Genomic DNA, 22483 nt, shown 5'->3' on the forward strand with positions numbered 1-22483 from the left:
CCTCAGCATCTTAAAATCTAAACTTCAAATTTATAACCAACACCTTTTATGGTTTTAAAAAGGTCTTCGCCTATTTTTTCACGCAGTTTTCTAATGTGAACATCAATTGTTCTTCCTCCAACTACTACTTCATTTCCCCATACTTTATCAAGGATTTCATCTCTCTTGAATACTTTTCCTGGTTTTGAAGCTAATAAATAAAACAGTTCGAATTCTTTTCTTGGCAGAGCAATTTCTACATTGCCTTTTATGATTTTATATTCTTCACGGTTTATTTCAATTCCGCCAACATTTATGGTATCTGTAACCACTTCTTGTTCTTTTAACCTTCTTAACAGAGCCTTTACTTTAGAGACTAATAATTTTGGTTTAATTGGCTTTGTAATATAGTCATCAGCACCTGCATCAAAACCAGCTACTTGCGAATAATCTTCACTTCTTGCCGTAAGGAATGTTATGATAACATTATTTAACTCAGGAATTTTTCTAATATGTTCGCAAGCTTCCATTCCGTCCATTTCTGCCATCATCACGTCCATGATAATTAATTCCGGCAATTCTTTCTGAGCCTTTGCTATAGCATCTTTTCCATTAGAAGCTGTAACAATCTGGTAGCCTTCCTGAGCAAGGTTATAGCCAACGATTTCTAAGATATCCGGTTCGTCGTCAACTAATAAAATCTTAGTTTGTGTTTTTTTCATAAATAGCAAAAATTGAGATTTTTACATCAAATATTCTTAATTATTTATCCGATGTTTTTTATTTCACGGGGTAAATATACTAACAAATGAACCTTTAAAAATTGGTGTTAACGGTAATTTAATCTGGTAACAATTTGATAATCTTAACAACACAAAAACATAACAAGTCCGTAACATGGACTTTACAGCGCGGTTCTTTCTTTGCACAAAAATAAATTAAACACAACACACTAATGAAATTCAATTTAAGATTTCTATTTATTGCACTATTTATTTGTACGATTTCGATCGCGCAAAACAAAGGTACGATTTCTGGCGTTCTGACTGACAAAGAAATGAACAATGATCCGTTGCCTTTTGCAAATGTTTTAGTTAAAGGTACGAACATTAGCGTAAATACCGACGTAGACGGAAAATATTCGTTGAGCGTAAATCCAGGAAACTATACTTTAATTTTTAGTTTTTTAGGATATGAATCTAAAGAAGCTCCAGTTAACGTAAAGACAAACGAAACTGTAGTTATAAATCAGGCACTTTCTTCTGGAAGTTTTACTTTAAAAGATGTAGTGGTGAAATCTACGGCTGGAAACAAACAAAAAGAATCAGCATTATTATTAGATCAAAAAAATGCGGTTTCATTTAAAGCTGCGATTGGTGCTGAAGAAATTTCCAGAAAAGGAGTTAACGACGTTGCTAATGCCGTGGCAAAAGTGAGCGGGGTATCTAAACAAGACGATTCTGGAAATGTTTTCGTAAGAGGTTTGGGTGACCGTTACAATGTAACTACTTTAAATGGTCTTCCGTTACCATCAAATAATCCTGCAAATAAAAATATACTTTTAGATATTTTCACAACAAATATCGTAGACAACATTGGGATTAGCAAAACATTTGAAGCGCAAAATTATGCTGATTTTGGAGGTGCAAATATCGACATCAGCGCAAAAAAATTCAGCGGTAAACCTTTTATCAGCTTTTCAATTGGTACAGGAGCAAATACAAATGTACTTAGTCAAGATCACTTTTACTTACAAGATGGTCCATCATATACTGGATTTAAAAAAGTAGGGGTTCCAGATTCTCCTTTAAAACCATATAATTATGCTACAAGCTGGGACAGACAAGAAAACAAAAATGTTTTAAACGCTTTCTACACATTATCTGCAGGAAAAAGATTTAACATAAACGACGAAAGTTCAATTGGTACTTTTGTTACAGGATCTTTCAGCGCAAGAAATAGATTTACTGAAGGTTACAATAGAGGATCTATCAACTCAAATGGAAACATAAACAGTAATTTATACAGAACAGCTTACAAACATAACACCACAACAACAGTTATGGCTACGGCTGATTATAAAATCAACAACAATCATTCTGTAATGTTAACTTCATTATTCCTGAACTCAAGTGATCAGGATTATAGTGAATACCAAGGAACAAATCAAGATTTTGATGGAGGCGGTGATACTGAACTTCAACAAACAAGCGGTTTTATCAAACGTGGAACTTTTGAAAGAACTCAATTAATTGTAAATCAATTAACAGGTAAAAATAAATTTAACGATCAATGGAATTTAAATTGGGCTGCAGGATACAGCACTTCAAACAGTGCAATTCCAGATCGTATGCAAAATACATTTGTTCATGCTCCTAATGGAACTGATTATACTTTCTTTATCAACTCTAACATTAATAATCACAGATTCTTTCAGGATTTAAAAGAAAATGAGCTTTCTGCAAATATTGCGCTTTCTTATAATTTCAACAAAAAAGAAGATGACGGTTATAAAGGAAAAGTAACTTTTGGTTATTCTGGAAAAATGAAAAAACTAGACTACACCATGCAGCAATATTCGTTTTTTCCAGACAGAACGAAGATATCATTTCCATTCGAAGATGTTCATCATGTTGACACTTACTTAAACGAAGCTAACTTTGGTTCATCTTCGTCTAACAGAATATTTCAATCTTACAATGGAGATCTAAATATGAATGGTGCATTTGCTACTATCCAATACTCACTTACTGAAAGATTAAGTGTAATTTTAGGAGCAAGATTTGAGCAGTTAACTCAAAATGTATCATACATTACAACTACACTTCCTGACGGTGATGACTCAGATTATTCGAAGTTTAACATTTTACCAAGTTTAATTTCAAAATATACGCTGACAGACAAACAAAATTTAAAATTCTCTGCCAGTAAAACTTACACACTCCCTCAGTTTAAAGAAAAAGTGCCTATTATTTATGAAGATGTAGCACAAGCTTACAGAGGAAATCCAGACTTGTATCCATCAACAAACTATAATGCTGATTTAGGATGGGAATATTTTCCAAAAGCAGGAGAGTTAGTTTCGGTAACAGCATTTGGTAAAATTATTCAAAATCCAATTAATGAAATGTTCGAAAACTCTTCATCAAATGATATTACTTATGCTAATACAGGTGAAAAAGCAACTGTAGCGGGAGTTGAATTAGAAATTAGAAAAGACATTTTTGAAATTGAAAATGCTAATAGCCTAAAAACGAAACTTTCGTTTGACGTAAACGGATCTTATCTTTATACAAATCAGGATTTGGATGGCGAAAAAGTAAATAACGAAAATGGCTTTGGTGCTCTTTTTACTTTTAAAGAAAGTAAATTAACAGGTGCTTCAAATTTCCTAGCTAATGCCAATCTTTCTTTGATGAAGCAATTTACAGAAAACAATGATATAACAGCAACAGTATCTTACTCTTATTTTTCAGATAAATTAGCAGTAATTGGAACTTCACAGATAGGAAACCAAGTTGATAAAGCTGTAAATAAATTAGATTTTATTTTAAACTCAAGTTTAACTAAAAACTTAAAGTTAGGTCTTATTTACAACAACATTCTAAACCCAACTTTTAAACGTGTACAAGAGCAAGGAGAAGTACCAGGAAAAGAAGCTGTTGGTGATATCACAGTAACATCATACAAAGCAGGTTCTGATCTTAGACTTACTTTAAACTATACATTCTAAGAAATAAATATAGAATTTACGAAAAGGTGATTAGAACTGCTAATCACCTTTTTTGCTTTCATACAAACCGAATGTAAATTTTATATTAAGCAAATCCATTTACAACAGAACATACTTAATATATTATTAATACGGACTTAACTCAGCAAAAACATATGTTCATTTACTTTGCCTTGAATAAATTAAAACAATAAAACACAACAACAATGAAAAAATCATTTTTTGCAATGGCTGCAATATTAGGACTTGCTTTAACAAGCTGTAGTTCTGACGACAACAACAAAAGCGATGAGAACAAAAGTACTTTCGTTTTAAAAGTTGACGATTTAAAAGGTAACATCAATGACGGTACTGTAACATTAGACCCTACTCAAACTTACACTTTAACTGGAGGTTTAGTAGTTAAAGGAGGAGCAACTTTAATTATTCCTGCTGGAACAACTATCAAAGCTTCTGCAACAGCAGATCCAACATCTTTATTTATTGCTGTAGAAAGAAATGCTAAAATAAACGTAAATGGTACAGCTGCAAAACCTGTAATCATGACATCTGCAAAAGCAGTTCCAACTGAAGGAAGCTGGGGTGGATTAATTATCGCTGGTAATGCTAAAGTAAATACTGGAGATAACGGTACATCTGAAGTTGGTTCTTTAAGCTACGGTGGTACAAATAACACTGATTCTTCTGGAAACATCAACTTCTTAAAAATTTCTTACACTGGTTCTAAATTCTCTACAACTAAAGAATACAATGGTGTATCTTTCTTTGGAGTAGGTTCTGGAACTGTAGTATCTGATATCTACACTTACGAAAGTGGTGATGACGGAATTGAATTTTTTGGAGGAACAGTAAACGCTACTAACTTAGTAATCGTTAACTCTTATGATGATTCATTCGATTTTGCTGATGGATGGCAAGGTTCTGCAACTAATGTTTACATCAAAGGTGTATCAAAAGCTGCTATTGAAGGATCAAACAACGAAAAAAGCCCAGGTGAAGCTACTCCTGTAACTACTGGAAAATTAGTTAACTTTTCTATCATCAAAGGTGGTGCTACTTTCTTAGCTGACGAAAAAACTATCAACTTTAAAGATGGTGGTGGAAAACAAGCTTACACAAATTTCTATGTTGATAATGATATGCCATCTGCACTTATCAAAATATCATCTACTGATGCTGCTGCTGCTAAAAACATTGCTGACGGTTTCTTTACAATCGAAAACTACAGTTTTGGTGCTGCAATGACAAATACAACTGGTCCTAAATTATCTGGAACTGTTGGTGCTGCAACTGGTGCTGGTGCTGGTGCTGAATTACCATCTTGGGCTAACTGGACTAAGTAATAAAATGAGTTTTTAGTTTCCACATAAGACTTCTATTTGGTCAGTTGGTTTCTAATAACTTCGAATACAAAATGTTAAAAACATCCTAAATATTTAGGATGTTTTTTTTTGGTGTGATTTTTGTAATTTTTTTTGTATATTTACAATATCCAAATAAACGCGATGGCAAAAAACTACTTTTATATTACATTCTTATTGGCTTTTTTCTTTACTGTAAGTGTTTCGGCACAAGACAGTAAGCAATTACCAAAAACTCAGGATCCGGCAGGTATTGAGGGTCTCAGCTTGTACCCTAACCCTGTGGTAAACGGAAAAGTATATATATCATCAAAAAATGATTTGGAAAAAGAAATCATCGTATTTGATATCTTAGGAAAGAAAGTACTGCAAGCACATTTAACCACAAAAGAATTAAACGTCTCTGATTTAGTCCCTGGCGTTTACATCATAAGAATAAGTGAGCAGAATTCCACAGCAACGCGAAAACTCATTATTCGATAAATTTTAAAAAAGCTCCTTTCGGAGCTTTTTTAGTTTACAGTCTCAGTCACAGTTTATAGTTTTTATGAGACTCCTGAAAACTGCGACTGAAAACTGCGACTGAAAACCGAAAAACAATATCTTTGCACAAAAAAAGTTTTGATTACAGCCAGCGATATATTTACGATTTCAAGCCATAAACAATTTGAAAAAACAGCATTAAAAGTGTTTCGCTTTCAGTATGCGAATAATACAGTATATCGTGATTTCTGTGATTACTTAAAAACAGATGTTCAGCAGGTTAAATCATTACAGCAGATTCCTTTTTTACCTATTCAATTTTTCAAAAGCCACAATGTCGTTTCGAATGAAAATCCTGCCGAAGTAACTTTTACCAGCAGCGGTACAACCGGAATGATAACGAGCAGACACTTAGTGACCGATATCTCCCTATATGAGGAAAGTTACCGCAAAGGTTTTTCACAATTCTATGGCAACATAGAAGATTACGTTGTTTTAGCCCTTTTGCCGTCATATTTAGAACGTGAAGGGTCTTCGCTTATTTATATGGTCGAAGACTTAATAAAACTATCCAATCAGCCTGACAGTGGGTTTTATCTGCACAATCACGACGACTTAATTAAAAAACTGACCGAATTAGATGAATCAGGTCAAAACGTGATTTTAATTGGCGTTACTTATGCTTTATTAGATCTAATCGAAAAACATCAATTCAATCTTCAAAACACGATTATTATGGAAACTGGAGGAATGAAAGGAAAACGCAAAGAAATGATTCGCGAAGAATTACATGAAATTCTGTGCAAAGGTTTTGGTGTTTCATCTATTCATTCTGAATATGGGATGACCGAACTTTTAGCGCAGGCTTATTCTTTAGGTGAAGGTGTTTTTGAATGCCCGTCATGGATGCACATTCTCGTTCGCGATCCCGAAGATGCTTTAACCTATATTCAGGACGGAAAAACCGGCGGTATTAATGTAATAGATTTAGCCAATATTAACTCTTGCTCTTTTATTGCAACGCAGGATTTAGGCAAAAAAAATCCCAACAACTCTTTTGAGGTATTGGGACGCTTTGATAATTCTGATATTCGTGGCTGCAACCTGATGGTGCTTTAAGCTTGATAATCATTCAAAGTTCTTTTTCGGCTTTAACTTATTCGTAGGAATATACATAATTTCTTAATGCACAGTTAATGTAAAAAAAATACTATATTTATCTTTTAAATATACTTTTAAAGTAATCTTTAAACATATAAATTATGAAAAAAATTACTTTATTAGTGCTTGTTTTTATAAGCAGTGTTACAACTTGGTCACAGACTTACAAATTTCATACACTTCAGGATTTAGGTCCAAATATTGAAATAGCGATTTCGGCCGGATGTGCTCAAACCGTTGTTGTAGGACCAAATAGAGATGTAAATCTAAATCAAAGTTTTAAGTTAGAAGTTGGTAAAGTTTACAAATCTGATCTTATTTTAGGTTCAACATCGGGATCTAGATATTACAAAGTTCTTTATGCTGTTGATTATTATTTAGACAAAGGTTCTGATATTGATGAACCAGCACCTTTTGAACTAATCCCAGATTTATGCAATTCTTTGTCATGGAAATACATAAGACCAATTTTATTAGGCGCAACCTTAGAAGAAGCTCAAGCTAACTATTGTTCAAATTTGACTGCTAATACTATTCGAGAAAAAGTAAATGTCAAAACACAAAAACCTTTAAGCATAGGTGATGTTTATTTTATGAATTTCGGGAAAGGTGCTAATTATTACTTGATCACAGGATCAAGCATCGAAGCTGGAGACAGTGAATACCAATTAGACCCTACAAATGGTAGTTCTACTTTTTCTCGCACTACATTAAATTGTCCAAAACCAGATTTACAAGCTATAGCAACAGACTTTGGAGGCACAACAAAAACTACCGGAGCTAATGCTAGTGTAATATATTCTATAAAAAATATAGGAGGCAGAGCTTTTGCACCCTCTCATTGCTTAATTTACTTTTCTAAAGGCAATTCTGTTCTAAGCTCTGATGATATATTAATCAAAGATGTTACCATAGACCCACTAAACCCTAATGAAAGCAAATATGGTGTTCCATCGATAATTATTCCTGCAAATATTAGCAGCGGCACTTATTATGTAATTATCCAATTAACAAATAGCGAAGACATAAACAACAGTAATAATATAATTTCGTCTTTATCGTCATTTACTATCAACCAGACAACAACGCCAACTGGAAAACCAGACTTAGTTATTGATCCAGCTAATACGATTATTTTTAGTAACTGTTTTGATTGCAGCGCAGCATTAAGTGATTTAGGAAATAAAAGACACACAATAAATAATCAATCTGGAATTATTAACTTACAGGCAATAACTATTAAAAATATAGGAAGCACAGCATCAACTCCTGCAACGCTTCAGTTTTATTTATCAACTGATGGTATTCTTGATGCAGCAGATATAAAATCTACAGCGAGCAGTGTTTCAATAGCCGCAATAAACCCGGGAAGTTCAATTACTGTATCTAAATCAATTTTCTCTTCAGATTTTGGAGGCTTAACAGTTACTGGAAATCGAAACATTCTTATGTCGGTTGATGATTCTAAAACAAATACAGAATCAAACGAAAATAACAACATAACAGTTATACCAGTTACTTTTGTTAACCCTTTCGCAAAAACTGTTCAGTCTAATGTAGATGTTCAAGACAGCATACAGCCTTATTCAATAAACGTTTACAATTTTGAAGGACAAAAAGTTTTAACAAAAGAAGTTAAATCTATAGAAGAAGAAAACCAATCATTAGATTCATTAAAAAGCGGCATCTACATTATTAAATCTAAAAATGAGACCCGAAAAGTTCTTAAATAAGAACAACTATTAAATAGAAAAGCATCCTGAATAGGATGCTTTTATTATTTTATAAAATCATGAAACGAATTAAACCACTCGAATCACAAAATAATTCTTTTTACCACTTTGTAATAACACAAACTGATTATTAATTAAATCATTTGCACTTAAAACAAAATCTTCTTTTATTTTTTCTCTGTTTACAGAAATAGAATTTGCAGTTAAGGCGCGTCTTGCTTCTCCGTTAGATTTAAAGAAACCTGTTTTTTCGTTTAAAACAGTAACAATATCCAATCCGTTTTCTAGATCTGCTTTTGCGATTTCAGCCTGCGGAACGCCGTCAAAAACTTCTAAAAAAGTCTTTTCATCTAGTTTTTTCAAATCATCAGCAGTTGAATTTCCAAATAAAATATTTGAAGCCTGAATTGCTTTTTCTAATTCTTCCTTACTGTGAACAAAAATCGTGATTTCTTCGGCTAATTTCTTTTGCAGAATTCTTAAATGAGGAGCCGTTTGGTGCTCAGCAATTAAAGCATCAATTGTTTCTTTATCTAAGAAAGTAAATATCTTGATATATTTTTCAGCATCAGCATCTGTAGCATTTACCCAAAACTGGTAAAATTTGTAAACTGAAGTTTTATCAGCATCCAGCCAAACATTTCCTCCTTCCGATTTTCCAAATTTAGATCCGTCAGCTTTTGTAATTAAAGGCGTTGTTAAAGCAAAAGCTTTTGCACTTTCTCCTCCCATTCTGCGTACTAATTCTGTTCCCGTGGTAATATTCCCCCATTGGTCAGAACCTCCCATTTGCAAAAGGCAGTTATTATTTTTATATAAATGATAAAAATCGTAACCCTGAATTAATTGATAAGTAAACTCTGTAAAAGACATTCCCTCACCTTCTCCGTTGATTCTCTTTTTAACAGAATCTTTCGCCATCATATAATTTACCGTAATACGTTTTCCAACCTCACGAGCAAAATCAATAAACGAGAATTCTTTCATCCAATCATAGTTATTTACCATAATTGGGGCATTTTTTTCTTTTGAATTAAAGTCTAAGAAACGAGACAAAACACTTTTAATGCCGGCAACATTTTTAGCCAGGGTTTCTTCGTTAAGCAGATTTCTTTCGTCAGATTTCCCAGATGGGTCACCAATCATTCCGGTCGCACCGCCCACAAGAGCAATTGGCTGATGACCAAAATTCTTTAAATGAACCAATAAAATAATCTGAACCATACTGCCTATATGCAGTGAATCTGCCGTTGGATCAAAACCAATATAGGCCGATGTTACCTCTTTTAGCAATTGTTCTTCCGTTCCTGGCATGCTATCATGGTACAAACCGCGCCATTTTAATTCTTCAACTAGATTCTTCATTTTTTAAAATATTTTGCGCAAATATAATCAATGGCATCGGCAATATCAAAAAGCAAATACAATATCAATGACAATTGCAATTCTAATAAAAAACTTTTAACCTCTGCACCTTTAAATCTTTACATCTCAAGAAAAACCTTTGCAACTTTGAGCCTTTGTCGCTTTGTCTCTTTAAGGCAAAAACTTATCTTTACAAAATGGTATTAGTAACAGGAGGAACAGGTTTAGTTGGTTCGCATTTATTACTTCATTTAATTGAAAATGGAGAAAATGTAAGGGCAATTTATCGCAGTCAAAATAATATTGAAAAAACAAAATCGGTTTTTGAATTATACAAAAAAACAGAATTGTTTGAAAAAATAGAATGGCTTGAAGCCGATATTCTGGACATACCTTCTCTCGAAATTGCTTTTAACAGCATTGAGTATGTTTACCATTGTGCTGCTTTAATTTCTTTTGATCCTAAAGATGAAGAAGCACTTCGAAAAACCAATATCGAAGGAACAGCCAATATCGTCAACTTTTCTATTGCCAGAGAAATTAAAAAATTCTGTTTTGTGAGTTCCATTGCTGCGCTGGGAGATTTAGCAGCTCATGAAACTTATATTACCGAAGAAACAGATTGGAATCCTGAAAAACCACATAGTGATTATGCTATTTCAAAATATGGTGCCGAAATGGAAGTATGGCGTGGACATCAGGAAGGTTTAGATGTTATTATTATTAATCCGGGTGTTATTTTAGGTCCAATTCCGAAAGAGCAAAGCAAACAACAAGGAAGTTCTGAATTGTATGCAAAAGTTGCAAACGGACTTTCCTTTTACACACTTGGAAATACTGGTTTTATTTCTGTGGATGATGTTGTAAAAACTGCCCTTCAGCTAATGAAAAGCGATATTAAAAACGAACGATTTACTTTAATTGCCGATAATATTGTTTTTAAAGATATTCTAAACACCATTGCAGATGCATTAAACGTTAAAAGACCGCATCGTCATGCAAAACCCGCTTTAATGAATTTCCTTTGGATTGCCGACGGAATATTTTCGACTTTATTTTTTCAAAAAAGAAGACTGACTAAAGCAACTGCAAAAGCTTCTTATTCTAAAAATCTGTATTCTAATGAAAAAATAAAAACCGCTCTGGGAACGGTTTTTCTAGATGTACATGAATATGTAAAAAATATTTCGAAGCTGTAATTACTTTCTTAATTGTTTTCTTTTTGCTTTTTTCAGCGAATCGATGCTTTTTATTATAGGTTCTGCTTTTTTGATCGAATCTTTTAGAACTTCTTTCTTTTTCTTTTTTGCTTCTTTAGCCGCTTTTTTATCTTCGATTTTGACTATCGAATCAGTGGCTCTTTGAACTTTGGCCAATCGCTTTCCTACCTCATCAAACATATCTTTATAGTTCTCATAATCTGCAGCATAATACATATTGTTTTGTGCAAATTGTAAACTATCAACTTTATATTTTTTCAATATAAATTTTGTTGGGTTTGTTTCAGTAGAATCTATTAATTCCTGATGCTGATATTTCATTGCTTCTAAAAGAGACAAATCATACATAATATCAATCATTTTTTCTTTCTCGATAAGTTTTGCAGGCTGTTTTACAACCTCTTTTTTACAACTTACAGAAAGAAACAAAACTAATAGTATTATTAAACAATTCTTCATTTCAGCTTTTTATCTATCAAACAATAAACGTTTTCCGGCGCGGATATCTTTTACTTTAAAATTATTGTAAACCATTTCACCGTTTACAAAAGTATGCGTAATTCTCGATTTAAAAGTTGTTCCTTCAAAAGGAGACCAGCCGCATTTGTATAAAATATTATCTGTATTTACGCTCCAAGGCTTACTTGGGTTTACAATTACCAAATCGGCAAAATAACCTTCTCTGATAAATCCTCTTTTTTCAATTTTGAAAATTTTAGCCGGATTGTGGCACATTTTTTCTACAATTTTCTCTACACTGATTTTTCCTTGGTGATGCGCTTCAAACATTGCCACAACAGCATGCTGTACAAGCGGACCTCCAGATGGAGCTTTTAAATACGATTGTGCTTTTTCTTCTTTAGTATGAGGCGCGTGATCTGTTGCAATAACATCAATTCGGCCGTCATTTAAAGCTTCCCAAAGAACTTTTCTGTCACTTTCGGTTTTTACAGCCGGATTCCATTTAATGAAATTTCCTTTTGTTTTGTAATCTTCATCAGTAAACCAAAGATGATGTACACAAACTTCGGCTGTGATTTTTTTATCTTCTAATGGAATTTTATTTGTAAACAATTCCATTTCTTTTGCAGTCGAAAGATGAAAAATATGAAGTCTCGCTCCTGTCTTTTTTGCCAGAGCCACTGCTTTTGAAGAAGAAAGATAACAAGCCTCAGCACTTCTAATTAAGTTGTGAGCCGTTACAGGAATATCATCTCCGTATTTTTCTTTAAACTCTGCCAGATTATTTTGAATCGTAGTTTCATCTTCACAATGAACTGCAATTAACATTGGTGTGCTTGAGAAAATTTTTTCTAAAGTTTCTTCTCTGTCAACTAACATGTTTCCTGTTGAAGAACCTAAGAAAATCTTGATTCCGGCTACATTTTTTGGATTTGTTTTTAAAACTTCTTCCAAATTATCATTGGTTGCCCCCATCATAAACGAATAATTCGCAAATGATTTTTGAGCTGCAATTTGATATTTATCTTCTAATATTTCCTGAGTAACGGCATTAGGCACTGTATTTGGCTGCTCTATAAAAGAAGTGATTCCACCAGCAACAGCTGCACGAGATTCAGATTCAATATCTCCTTTATGCGTTAAGCCCGGTTCTCTAAAATGCACCTGATCATCAATTGCTCCCGGCATTAAATAACTTCCTTCGGCATCAATAACAATACAATCTGATGTTTTTAGACTGATGCTGTCTGCAACTTCAACAATAAGATCATTTTCGATCAAAACATCTCCGTCAAAAATAGATCCTTCGTTTACAATTTTGGCATTTTTTATTAAAATCCTGTTCATGTCCTATCTTTATAATGTATTGACTAATTTTTTTAATCGAAGAGAAATCACCCCAAGAATTGCTTCTTTAATAATGGCATTGCTCATTTTCGAAACACCTTTTGTTCTGTCTGTAAAAATAATTGGGACTTCTTTTATTTCAAATTTAGCACAATAAGTTCTGTACTTCATTTCGATTTGAAACGCATATCCAACAAATTTTATTTTGTTCAGATTAATTTTCTCTAAAACTTCTCTTTTATAACAAACAAAACCTGCGGTTGCATCGTGAATTTTCATTCCGGTAATAAACTTTACATAAACCGATGCAAAATATGACATTAACACACGGCTTAAAGGCCAGTTTACCACATTAACACCTTTTACATAACGTGATCCTATTGCTAAATCAGCACCTCCAAAATGGCAGGCATCATACAATTTTTCAAGATCATTTGGGTTATGCGAAAAATCGGCATCCATCTCAAAAATAAAATCATAATTATGTGCTAAAGCCCATTTAAAACCATGAACATAAGCAGTTCCTAGTCCTGCTTTTTTGGCTCTTTTTTCAAGAAATAATCTTTCTGGATATTCTTCCTGTAAAGCAATAACTTTATCAGCCGTATGATCTGGAGAATTATCATCAATAATTAAAAGATGAAAAGATTTATGCTGCGAAAGAACGGCTCTTATTATACTTTCTACGTTCTCTATTTCGTTATAAGTGGGAATTATGACAATACTATCATTCATTTTTTTCACGGTAATTTCACCGCAAAAGTAAACTTTTTATAGCATTTGGTTCATAATAAATACATAATAAAAGTATTGATACAAAAAATTACTAATTTTGTGACGCTATGATTGAACATCTTCATCCTCGAATAATTGAAAACAAAGACTGGGCAACGGCTTTATTTGTCCTGACCTTTGCTGTTGTTGCAATGACAAAATCTGCATACGAAACTCGTTTTACAGAATTCAGCAAACTTATTTTTTCTGATAAATATGCCAAAATTTATCGGGATAACAGCCACATGAAAAGCAGCTTTACAGTTGGTTTATTTTTCGTTCAGGTTATTTCGTTTGCATTTTTTATTCAGCTTACCATGAATATTTTTGGACAGGCATCTAAAACCGACTGGATTTTGTTTATTCAAATAGCCACTTTCTTACTTTATTTTATTCTGGCGAAGTATTTAATTGAGAAAATTGTCGCAGCTTCATTCAACATCGACGATTTTGTAGAGCTTTTTAATTTGCAAAAAGTTACTTACAGAACTTATATAGGCGTTTTAATCCTTCCAATCAATGCAATTTTGTTTTATTATGACAATATTCCAACGATTGTACCGCTTGCAATCATAGGTATTTCACTCTGTATCAGCCTTTATTCGTATTTTATTTCAATTAAAACGTATCAAAACGTAATTATCGGCAAGTTATTTTATTTTATTTTATATCTTTGCGCTCTTGAAATAGCGCCTTATTATTTTCTCTATTATTGGATAACAAAAGGGAGTGCTTAGAAAATGTTTATAATATGAAAGTGAAAACAATTTTGGTGTCACAGCCTGAACCTAAAGTGGAGAATTCTCCTTACTTTGAGCTCCAACAAAAACACAAAATAAAAATTGATTTCAGACCATTTATTCATGTGGAAGGGGTTAGCGCAAAAGAGATTCGATTACAAAAAATCGATCTTAATCATTACACTGCGATCATTTTAACAAGTCGAAATGCTGTAGATCATTTTTTTAGAGTGGCTGATGAAATGCGTTACAAAGTTCCAGAAGGATTGAAATATTTTTGTCAATCTGAAGCAGTAGCATTTTATCTTCAAAAGTACGTTGTGTACAGAAAACGTAAAATTTACGTTGGAGCAAAAGATTTTGCAGATTTATCTCCTTTAATCAAAAAATACAAAGACGAGAAATTCCTGCTTCCTGCATCTGACCAATTAAATGCAGATGCTCCTATTACATTAAACAGCCTTAAAGTAGATTGGGCACAAGCTATTTTTTACAGAACTGTAATGAGCGACCTATCTGATCTTGCTGACGTTTATTATGATGTTTTAGCGTTTTTCAGCCCAACTGGAATTAAATCTTTGTTTAAAAACTTCCCTGATTTCAAACAAAACGATACCAGAATTGCCGTGTTTGGAAGTACAACTCAAAAAGAAGCTTTAGATCATGGTTTAAGAATTGATATTCTTGCTCCAACTCCTGAAACTCCTTCTATGACAATGGCTTTAGAAAAATACGTTGCCGAGGCAAACAAAGGAAAATAATCCTTTTTTAAAATATAGAATTTTTAAAATTCCAAATTCCAATTTTATGTTGGGATTTGGAATTTTTGTTTTCACCCACCTTTTAACTACATTTGATTTCTATTCTAAACCCAAATCACAATAAATAGTTTCAAATTATAAGTTATGAAAATCAACTCCCTCTTAATTGAAATTGACGGTATCGACAAAGAAATCCTTCGATATCTTATGGACGATGCCCGAAAGCCTATTTTACAAATTGCTAATAAAATTGGTATTTCGGGAGCTGCAATTCATCAGCGATTAAAAAAACTGGAACAATCCGGCGTAATTTCCGGATCTAAATTTACAGTTAACCCAAAAGTTTTAGGCTATAACACAATGGCTTTTATTGGTGTTTATCTTGATAAAGCTTCCCGAAACTCTGAAGCCGTAAAAGAATTAAGAAAAATTCCAGAAGTTCTGGAATGCCATTATACAACCGGAAACTGGTCGGTTTTGATAAAAATTATTTGTCGTGACAACGAGCATTTAATGCAGCTTTTAAACACTAAAATCCAGGCTATTGAAGGTGTTTCAAGAACAGAGACTTTTATTTCGCTCGATCAGCAGATTGACAGACAGATTCAATTGTAAATTAGATAATAATTCGATAAATACTTAAATCATTCCCTTGAAAGGTTTCGACTTCGCTCAATATGGCAGCAAAACACCAAAGTGATAAAAAAAACAAAACCCGGCAGGTTTTAAACTGTCGGGTTTTATGATAAATTATCTAATTACTAATTATCTAATTCTCAAATTAATTCCTTCTGTTCGAATAAATCGAAATATAGTACAACAACGTTGCTATCGATCCTAAAGCAGCAACTACATACGTTCTTGCAGCCCATTTTAAGGCATCTTTTGCTCCAGCCTGCTCCTCTTGTGTCAACATGTGCTTATTTTCAAGCCAGGCTAAGGCTCTGTTACTTGCATCGTATTCTACAGGTAATGTTATAATAGAAAACAATGTTGTTACCGCAAAAATTATAATTCCTACTAACAATAACTGCGGAAAAGTTCTAATCATTAAAATTCCTGCTAACAAAATCCACTGCATAAAGTTTGAAGCCACGCTGACAACAGGAACCAGCTTAGATCGCATCGTTAACCATTCGTAACCAATTGCGTGCTGCACTGCATGTCCGCATTCGTGTGCTGCAACCGCTGCTGCCGCGGCATTACGATGACTGTAAACAGCTTCACTCAAATTCACGGTTTTATCTGAAGGATTATAATGATCTGTTAACTGACCCGGAGTCGAAATAACACGAACATCTGTAATTCCATTATCAGCAAGCATTTTTTCGGCGATTTCTGCACCGCTCATTCCGTTTCGTAATTGCAGTTTAGAATATAATTCGAATTTACTTTTAAGTTTTGCACTCACCATCCAGCTAAATAGCATTATAGCTCCGGCGAGAATTAAATATCCACTTCCCATATTTTTACTTTTTTTGATTGATTTTAAATTTACAAAACAAACAGCAAATTGTAAACCATTTTAACAAAATGTCATTTTGGCATTTTTTCGGACATTTTTTAGTCTAAAAGATTGTTTTTTAAAAGCAGGGTAATTAATTCTGCGACATTTTTGGTTTTGTATTTTTGAAGAATATTACGTCTGTGTGTCTGTACAGTTAAAAAACTCAGAAAAAGTTCATCAGCAATTTCCTGGGTCTGTTTTCCTTTTGAAAGCAAAAGCGCAATATCTTTTTCTCTTCTGCTTAGACTCGGAATATTATCTAAATCTTCAGATAATGGCTGGCTTACAATCGTTTTTACCTCATCACTGAAAACAATTTCTCCTTCAATTGCTTTGTTAATACAGTTTTTAAACTCTTCAAAAGAAGCGCTTTTTAAAATATAACCATTCCCGCCATTTTGAATAAACTGCATCACAAGGCTTCTTTCGGACTGACTGCTCATTCCAATAACGATAACCTGAGAATATTTCTGTTTAATAGCTTTACACAAATCTATTCCGGTTACAACCGGCAGAAAAATATCTATTAAAACCAGATCGACTTCGTTGTTTTCGATATAATCGAGAAGCAAAGCTCCGGATTGCATTTTCTCTACAATTTCAATATTATCTAAATCAGACAGCAAACCTGAAATTCCAGAAATTACAATTGGATGATCGTCAACCACAACCATTTTATATCTTTTACTCATTTTTTTGATTTTCGTTTATGACATTCAGTTCTATATAAACGGAAGTTCCCTGATTTATTTTACTGTCGATTTCTAATTTTCCGCTTAAAAACTCTACACGGTTGTGAATATTCTTCAATCCCATTCCGTTTTTACTCTTTGCTTCCGAGAGATTAAAGCCAACTCCGTCGTCTTCAACCGTAATAAAAAACACATCTTTATTTTGAGAACACGAAACCAAAACCTGAGATGCTTTTGCATATTTCAAAGCATTATTCAATAGTTCCTGAATAATTCTGTAAATCATGATTTCGTAGTTTTTCGGCAGTTTTGATTTCTTAATCAAATATTGAAACTCAATTTTAGTAACAGCATTTGAATTTGCTGCGCATAAATCTCTTAAAGCGTGTTCTAAACTAAGTTCAAGCAGACTTTCGGGCATTAAATTCTGCGATATATTTCGAAGTTCTTTTATTGAATTATCCAGCAGCGTATCAACATTATTAACCGCTTCTCCGTTATCTTTTTTAGCCAGGTTTAAATGAATTTTCACTCCCGAAAGCATACTCCCAAGTCCATCATGCAGATCTCTGGCAATTCTTTTTCTTTCCATTTCTTCACCTTGAATCAAAGCTTTGGAAACAGAAAGTTTATGCCGGTCTTCAAAAGATGATAATTCCTGTTTAAGGTTGATTTCCTTTTGAATGCTTAATTTCTTTTGATTTTTATTGAAAATCCACAAAAACAAAACAATTAAAAACAAAAGAAAAGACAGACCTGCAAAAAGCACAGAATTAAGACGGTTATTATTTACCTGCAAAGCCGCCTTATCATTTTGCGACTGCAGTAAAGTTATTTTTTTCTCGCTTTCGGCTTTTTTATACTTTGCTTCTAGTTCTACAATCTCGCTTTGAAATTTGGTATTATTTAAACTATCATTTAAAGCATTGTATTTATGAGAATAAAAATAGGCTTTATCATAATCTTTTGTAGCATTGTAAACTTTTGCCAATTCATTATAATAATTCTTTTTATCTACAACAAAAGGAGTATTTTCTAAAAGGTAATCTAAGTTGCTCTTTGCCTTATCATAATTTTTCAATTTAAAAAGCACCTCATATTCTGCAAATTTCAATCGGTTTAAGGCAATCTCATTTTGATGCTTTTCGGCAGATTTTATTCCCTTTCCGTAACTTTCTAATGCATTTGAGTTTTTATTCTGCTTTGCATAATACAATCCTTCAGAATAATAATAAGAATCGTTTAAATTAGATTCCGGAAAATCTTTTAATGTTGAAAATGCTTTATCGAGTATTTTTTTAGCATCATAAAAATGCTGTAATTCGATTAAATTTTCGGCATTAATTATATAAGTTTCCATTTTCGACTCGGCGGCAGTTGGCGATTTTTTAATAGCTCTTTCAATATATTTTTGAGCTTCACTTAAATATTCACTCGCTTTTCCTCGTTCGTTATTATTCATAAAAATAATAGCAACCGCTTTATACAATCCGCTTATAAGTTCATAATCACGACTTTTTTTGGCTGCAGGAATGGCTTCATTAATAAGCAGTTTCATATAAACTTTTTCGTTGTTTTTACGTTGCTGCATAATTCCATAATTCTGCAGAATAATAGCGCGGATTCGAAATGCTTCGGTATTAAAATATTTCTTTAATTTTTCGTTACCGTCAAGCAGTGTTTTTTCAAATCCCTCAACATCTCCTTTCTCTAAAAAGGTAGATGAATTATAAAAAATTCCGGCATCTCTCAAAAACGGATATTTGTTTTTAAGACTGTTTGCCTGTGCTAAATATTCTTTTGATTTTTTGGCGTCCTGAATCATCAAATACAATTTTGATAATTTAAAACTGTAAAGACATTTTATACTGTCGGATTTTGTGTTTTTAGTGATGTTGGCAATACTGTCAATATACACAGAATCATCATCTAGAGAAAGAATAACCTGTGAATTCGAAACGGCAGATAAAAATAAAAAAAGTGCAAGTAAGTAGATTTTCTTCATAAAGCAGGATTTATTCAAATTTATCAAATTAAAAAACGTTTCAAAAAGAAATCTCTCACTTTTACCTGATATCAGGTAGTTAAAAATGCATTTTATCAGGTATTGCTCCCTCTGATATTAGATTCTAATTTTGTTAAAAGAATTTAATTAATTAAAAAAAACAACCATGAAATCAATTTTGAAAACAGCGGCGCTTGTATTGACTATTGCTTTTACAGCAGTTTCTTGCAGCAGTGATAATGACAACGACAGTGGTAACTCAGGAACAGGATCAAGAGATGTAAAATATGAAATAACAGGAAACTACACAGGGAAAATGGATGTTACTTATATGGAAAAAAGTGGCGCTCCACTTATTGAAGATGTAACTACACTGCCTTGGACTAAAGAGTTTACTGCTGATGCAGATTCTGATGGAGCACTAGTGCACACAGGCGGTTATGGTGGAGTTGCAGGACAAACTTTGACAGCTAAAGTTTATATAGGAGGAAAGGTAGTATCTGAGTTAACAGGAAAAGCAGACAGTGATGGAATCATTGTTGTGCATCCTAAAACCTACATCTTTCCTAGATAGTATTTAAGATTAGAATTTAATATTTTTTTTGTTTTTGGAAAAAAGAAAGCTTCGCAATTTGCGAAGCTTCTTTTTTTATATCCCTAACTGATTGTTTATTTCCTCAAACTTCTCAATCAGACTATTTATTTTTTCCTGTTGTTTTTTGATCTGTTTCGGACGAAGATAAAACCAATTGAACAACATCCAGAATAAAGTAATTCCATACGTTAAACCTGCTCCTAACGCTGTCATTCTGCTTGCGTATTCATACATATACAAACAAATTCCAATTGTAAGAGCTATAAAGTAAAAACTCATCATTTTAGTTTGAAGAAACTGCTGTTTCTTTTTTATTTCAATTAATTTCTGCAAATAATTGTGATTGGTTTGATTTGCTTCAATGTTTTTATAATTCCCTAATAATTTATTGTAGGTCATTAAATAAATCAACATTGCCAAAATCACCATAACAATTCCAATTTTAGTCGAAATAAACTGCGGTTGATAATAAAACCAAACAAAGGCAATAAAGATGCTGGTTGCAAGAAGCAAAATATTTGTAATCCACAAACAACGCAGTCCGGTTTTTTTAAATTTATTTACTCTTGCCAGCAAATCGGTCATATCTGGCTGACTTATGGCTTGTTTTTTCCATAAATCTTTAAAATCTATATTGTTATCGTTGTCCATTTTCTTTAAATTTTTGAGTCAGTTTTTCTTTTATTCTATGAATTTTCACTCTGACATTGGCTTCAGAAAGTCCGACGATTTTAGCAATTTCATTTTGTTTGATATCTTCTAATTCTAACGAAATAATGATACGATCGGTTTCTGGAAGTTCAGCAATGCATTTGTACAAGAATTGAATCTGAGGTTCTAATGAAGTTTGTTTTTCTTCTGAAAGATGAATCGGCAGTTCTGATTTTGGAAAACGCTTTTGTTTTTCTATCTGCCTCAGACAATTATTAGAAGCTATTCTAAAAATCCAGGTTCCAATAGAAGACTCATTTCTAAAAGTTCCTAATTTCTGCCAGACAATTATAAAAGTTTCCTGAGCTAAATCCTGAGCGGCATCATAATCGTTTACAAAACCCATACAAAGCCTGAAAATTCTATCCCAATATATCTTGTAGATTTGTTCGAATTCCATTTTTATTATTTTAAAAAAGTGCTCAACTGCTCTAAATACCAAGCTGTATCATCGTACATAATAAAATGCAGTCCATTTGTGGCGTATTGAAAATTAGCAGTTTTTAAATTTTTATACTGATCTTCAATAGCCGGTTTTAAATTTATAAAATAAGATTCTAATAAAATTAAAGCCGGACATTTAATCTGAGAGATTCTATCCCTTAAATCAACATTAAAAAAGTCACAATACATTTGCCCAAAAGTTGTTCTGTCTGATTTTACACTCCAGTCTACAACCATATCCATTTTAGAAGTATTCGCTAAAAGCCGCGGCATAGTTTTTTTCTGCATATCATAAAACTGATCATTGGTCAACCCTGTCATTTGATTTACAGTTGAAGAGCAGTCGTTATTTATTTTTGATTTAAAAGCAGGATCATTTAAAGCAGCTAAACAAGGAAGCGCATCTACAACCACAATTTTGCTGATCAAATCCGGATAATCAGACGCTATTGCAAGAGCGAGCCCTCCGCCCATACTATGACCAATTAGAATTGGTTTTTCAATAGTATTATCTTTGATATAATTTACAATTCCGTTTTTCCAATTTTCAAACGAAGCATTAGATTGTGGTTTTATCCCGGCAAAACCTGCCATTGTAAGTGTATAACAAGTAAAATCATTTTCGAATGCGGCTTTGGTTTCATTCCAAACGTCGCCTGAAGACGCAAAGCCGGGAATAAATATTATGGATTGGTCTCCGTTTCCGGTTTTTAAAATTTCAAATGGGAATTGTCTTGTCTGTCCGAAAACATTTAAACATAAAGCTGAGAATAAGAATGCAATAATTAAGATGATATACTTTTTCATTTTTAATAGTTTTAAGTTGTTAATTAATCGGATCCGTTCTTTGGATACGACAACTATTAAAATGTTACAACTCAGATTATTTTTTTTATGAAAAAATTACTAATTCTAAAGTTTGCGGGGTTTTTAACCGCAAAGGGCGCAAAGGTTTACGCGAAGAACGCAAGGTTTTTTTTGCGCGCAAAGACGCTAAGTCGCAAAGTTTTTTCTACAACAGACTTTACGCATTGTCAGTCTGAGCGAAGTCGAAGACCACGCAAGAAGCTTCGTAAAGAAAATCGCCAATCTTTGTAGAGTTACTTATGTGGTCTTCGACTTCGCTCAGACTGACAAACTGTACGCATGTGCGGGTTTTTAAACGCAAGGGCGCAAAGGTTTACGCGAAGAACGCAAGGTTTTTTTTTGCTCGCAAAGACACTAAGTCGCAAAGTTTTTTTTACAACAGACTTTACGCATTGTCAGTCTGAGCGAAGTCGAAGACCACGCAAGAAGTTTCGTAAAGAAAATCGCCAATCTTTGTAGAGTTACTTATGTGGTCTTCGACTTCGCTCAGACTGACAAAACAAGACGCATAAAAAAAATCCCAAACCCCAATCGTAAAATTGG

General features: G+C 33.1%; 21 protein-coding genes. 10 read left to right on the forward strand and 11 right to left on the reverse strand.

Going from position 1 to position 22483, the window contains the following annotated elements; all coding sequences use genetic code 11:
- Nucleotides 1-17: 17 nt before the first annotated feature.
- Entirely contained in the window at nt 18-701 is a 684-nt protein-coding gene (locus tag PQ462_RS21770; protein ID WP_012022635.1) for a response regulator transcription factor, read from the reverse strand.
- Nucleotides 702-934: 233 nt separating this feature from the next.
- Between PQ462_RS21770 and PQ462_RS21775 the strand changes: the two genes are divergently transcribed.
- The 5 genes from PQ462_RS21775 to PQ462_RS21795 all read left to right on the forward strand — a co-directional run bounded on the left by PQ462_RS21775 (nt 935) and on the right by PQ462_RS21795 (nt 8450).
- Nucleotides 935-3712, forward strand: coding sequence for a TonB-dependent receptor (locus PQ462_RS21775; protein ID WP_274251555.1), 2778 nt, complete (start codon nt 935-937; stop codon nt 3710-3712).
- Between the two features lie 206 nt (nt 3713-3918).
- Nucleotides 3919-5055: a hypothetical protein gene (locus PQ462_RS21780; RefSeq protein ID WP_274251556.1), complete on the forward strand. Its 1137-nt coding sequence runs from the start codon at nt 3919-3921 to the stop codon at nt 5053-5055.
- 162 nt (nt 5056-5217) lie between these two features.
- Nucleotides 5218-5556: a T9SS type A sorting domain-containing protein gene (locus PQ462_RS21785; protein ID WP_274251557.1), complete on the forward strand. Its 339-nt coding sequence runs from the start codon at nt 5218-5220 to the stop codon at nt 5554-5556.
- Between the two features lie 138 nt (nt 5557-5694).
- Complete coding sequence (locus PQ462_RS21790) at nt 5695-6675, forward strand: LuxE/PaaK family acyltransferase (protein ID WP_274251558.1); 981 nt, start codon at nt 5695-5697, stop codon at nt 6673-6675.
- Between the two features lie 143 nt (nt 6676-6818).
- Entirely contained in the window at nt 6819-8450 is a 1632-nt protein-coding gene (locus PQ462_RS21795; RefSeq protein ID WP_274251559.1) for a T9SS type A sorting domain-containing protein, read from the forward strand.
- A gap of 69 nt (nt 8451-8519) precedes the next feature.
- Here PQ462_RS21795 and tyrS read toward each other — a convergent pair whose 3' ends face one another.
- The gene (tyrS, locus tag PQ462_RS21800; RefSeq protein ID WP_274251560.1) at nt 8520-9815 is read right to left on the reverse strand and encodes a tyrosine--tRNA ligase; all 1296 of its coding nucleotides are present in this window, start codon (nt 9813-9815) and stop codon (nt 8520-8522) included.
- Between the two features lie 197 nt (nt 9816-10012).
- Here tyrS and PQ462_RS21805 point away from each other — a divergent pair, with 197 nt between their 5' ends.
- Nucleotides 10013-11014 carry an NAD-dependent epimerase/dehydratase family protein gene (locus tag PQ462_RS21805; RefSeq protein ID WP_274251561.1) on the forward strand — a complete coding sequence of 334 codons (1002 nt, stop codon included), beginning with the start codon at nt 10013-10015 and terminating at the stop codon, nt 11012-11014.
- Here PQ462_RS21805 and PQ462_RS21810 read toward each other — a convergent pair whose 3' ends face one another.
- From PQ462_RS21810 to PQ462_RS21820, 3 genes are read right to left on the reverse strand one after another with little or no spacing between them, the layout of a single operon-like run.
- On the reverse strand, nt 11015-11494 hold the full coding sequence (locus PQ462_RS21810) for a DUF4296 domain-containing protein (protein ID WP_274251562.1): 480 nt from the start codon (nt 11492-11494) through the stop codon (nt 11015-11017).
- A gap of 9 nt (nt 11495-11503) precedes the next feature.
- Entirely contained in the window at nt 11504-12844 is a 1341-nt protein-coding gene (locus PQ462_RS21815) for a dihydroorotase (RefSeq protein ID WP_274251563.1), read from the reverse strand.
- Between the two features lie 9 nt (nt 12845-12853).
- The gene (locus PQ462_RS21820; protein ID WP_012022645.1) at nt 12854-13579 is read right to left on the reverse strand and encodes a polyprenol monophosphomannose synthase; all 726 of its coding nucleotides are present in this window, start codon (nt 13577-13579) and stop codon (nt 12854-12856) included.
- Between the two features lie 107 nt (nt 13580-13686).
- On the opposite strand from PQ462_RS21820, the gene PQ462_RS21825 reads away from it, so the two are divergent.
- From PQ462_RS21825 to PQ462_RS21835, 3 genes are all read left to right on the forward strand, one after another.
- Nucleotides 13687-14355, forward strand: a complete 669-nt coding sequence (locus tag PQ462_RS21825; RefSeq protein WP_073410614.1) for a DUF4271 domain-containing protein — start codon at nt 13687-13689, stop codon at nt 14353-14355.
- 14 nt (nt 14356-14369) lie between these two features.
- Nucleotides 14370-15119, forward strand: a complete 750-nt coding sequence (locus PQ462_RS21830) for a uroporphyrinogen-III synthase (RefSeq protein WP_012022647.1) — start codon at nt 14370-14372, stop codon at nt 15117-15119.
- Nucleotides 15120-15263: 144 nt separating this feature from the next.
- Complete coding sequence (locus PQ462_RS21835) at nt 15264-15734, forward strand: Lrp/AsnC family transcriptional regulator (protein WP_012022648.1); 471 nt, start codon at nt 15264-15266, stop codon at nt 15732-15734.
- A 166-nt stretch (nt 15735-15900) separates the two neighbouring features.
- On the opposite strand, the gene PQ462_RS21840 is transcribed toward PQ462_RS21835, so the two are convergent.
- From PQ462_RS21840 to PQ462_RS21850, 3 genes are all read right to left on the reverse strand, one after another.
- Entirely contained in the window at nt 15901-16584 is a 684-nt protein-coding gene (locus PQ462_RS21840; protein WP_012022649.1) for a zinc metallopeptidase, read from the reverse strand.
- 98 nt (nt 16585-16682) lie between these two features.
- A complete protein-coding gene (locus tag PQ462_RS21845) occupies nt 16683-17318 on the reverse strand; it encodes a response regulator transcription factor (protein WP_121359980.1) in 636 nt (211 codons plus the stop codon).
- Nucleotides 17311-19323, reverse strand: coding sequence for a tetratricopeptide repeat-containing sensor histidine kinase (locus PQ462_RS21850; protein WP_274251564.1), 2013 nt, complete (start codon nt 19321-19323; stop codon nt 17311-17313). Before PQ462_RS21850 ends, PQ462_RS21845 begins: the two co-directional genes overlap by 8 nt.
- 166 nt (nt 19324-19489) lie before the next feature.
- On the opposite strand from PQ462_RS21850, the gene PQ462_RS21855 reads away from it, so the two are divergent.
- Entirely contained in the window at nt 19490-19897 is a 408-nt protein-coding gene (locus PQ462_RS21855) for a hypothetical protein (RefSeq protein ID WP_274251565.1), read from the forward strand.
- Nucleotides 19898-19972: 75 nt separating this feature from the next.
- Here the strand turns inward: PQ462_RS21855 and PQ462_RS21860 are convergent, their stop codons facing one another.
- Genes PQ462_RS21860 through PQ462_RS21870 form a run of 3 tightly spaced genes read right to left on the reverse strand, consistent with a single transcriptional unit; the run spans nt 19973 to nt 21880 of the window.
- Nucleotides 19973-20569 carry a hypothetical protein gene (locus tag PQ462_RS21860; protein WP_274251566.1) on the reverse strand — a complete coding sequence of 199 codons (597 nt, stop codon included), beginning with the start codon at nt 20567-20569 and terminating at the stop codon, nt 19973-19975.
- The gene (locus PQ462_RS21865) at nt 20556-21029 is read right to left on the reverse strand and encodes an RNA polymerase sigma factor (RefSeq protein ID WP_274251567.1); all 474 of its coding nucleotides are present in this window, start codon (nt 21027-21029) and stop codon (nt 20556-20558) included. Before PQ462_RS21865 ends, PQ462_RS21860 begins: the two co-directional genes overlap by 14 nt.
- A gap of 5 nt (nt 21030-21034) precedes the next feature.
- On the reverse strand, nt 21035-21880 hold the full coding sequence (locus PQ462_RS21870; protein WP_274251568.1) for an alpha/beta fold hydrolase: 846 nt from the start codon (nt 21878-21880) through the stop codon (nt 21035-21037).
- Nucleotides 21881-22483: the final 603 nt, after the last annotated feature.

The sequence above is a fragment of the Flavobacterium sp. KACC 22758 genome, from assembly GCF_028736135.1.
GTDB classification, from domain to species: Bacteria; Bacteroidota; Bacteroidia; order Flavobacteriales; family Flavobacteriaceae; genus Flavobacterium; species Flavobacterium johnsoniae.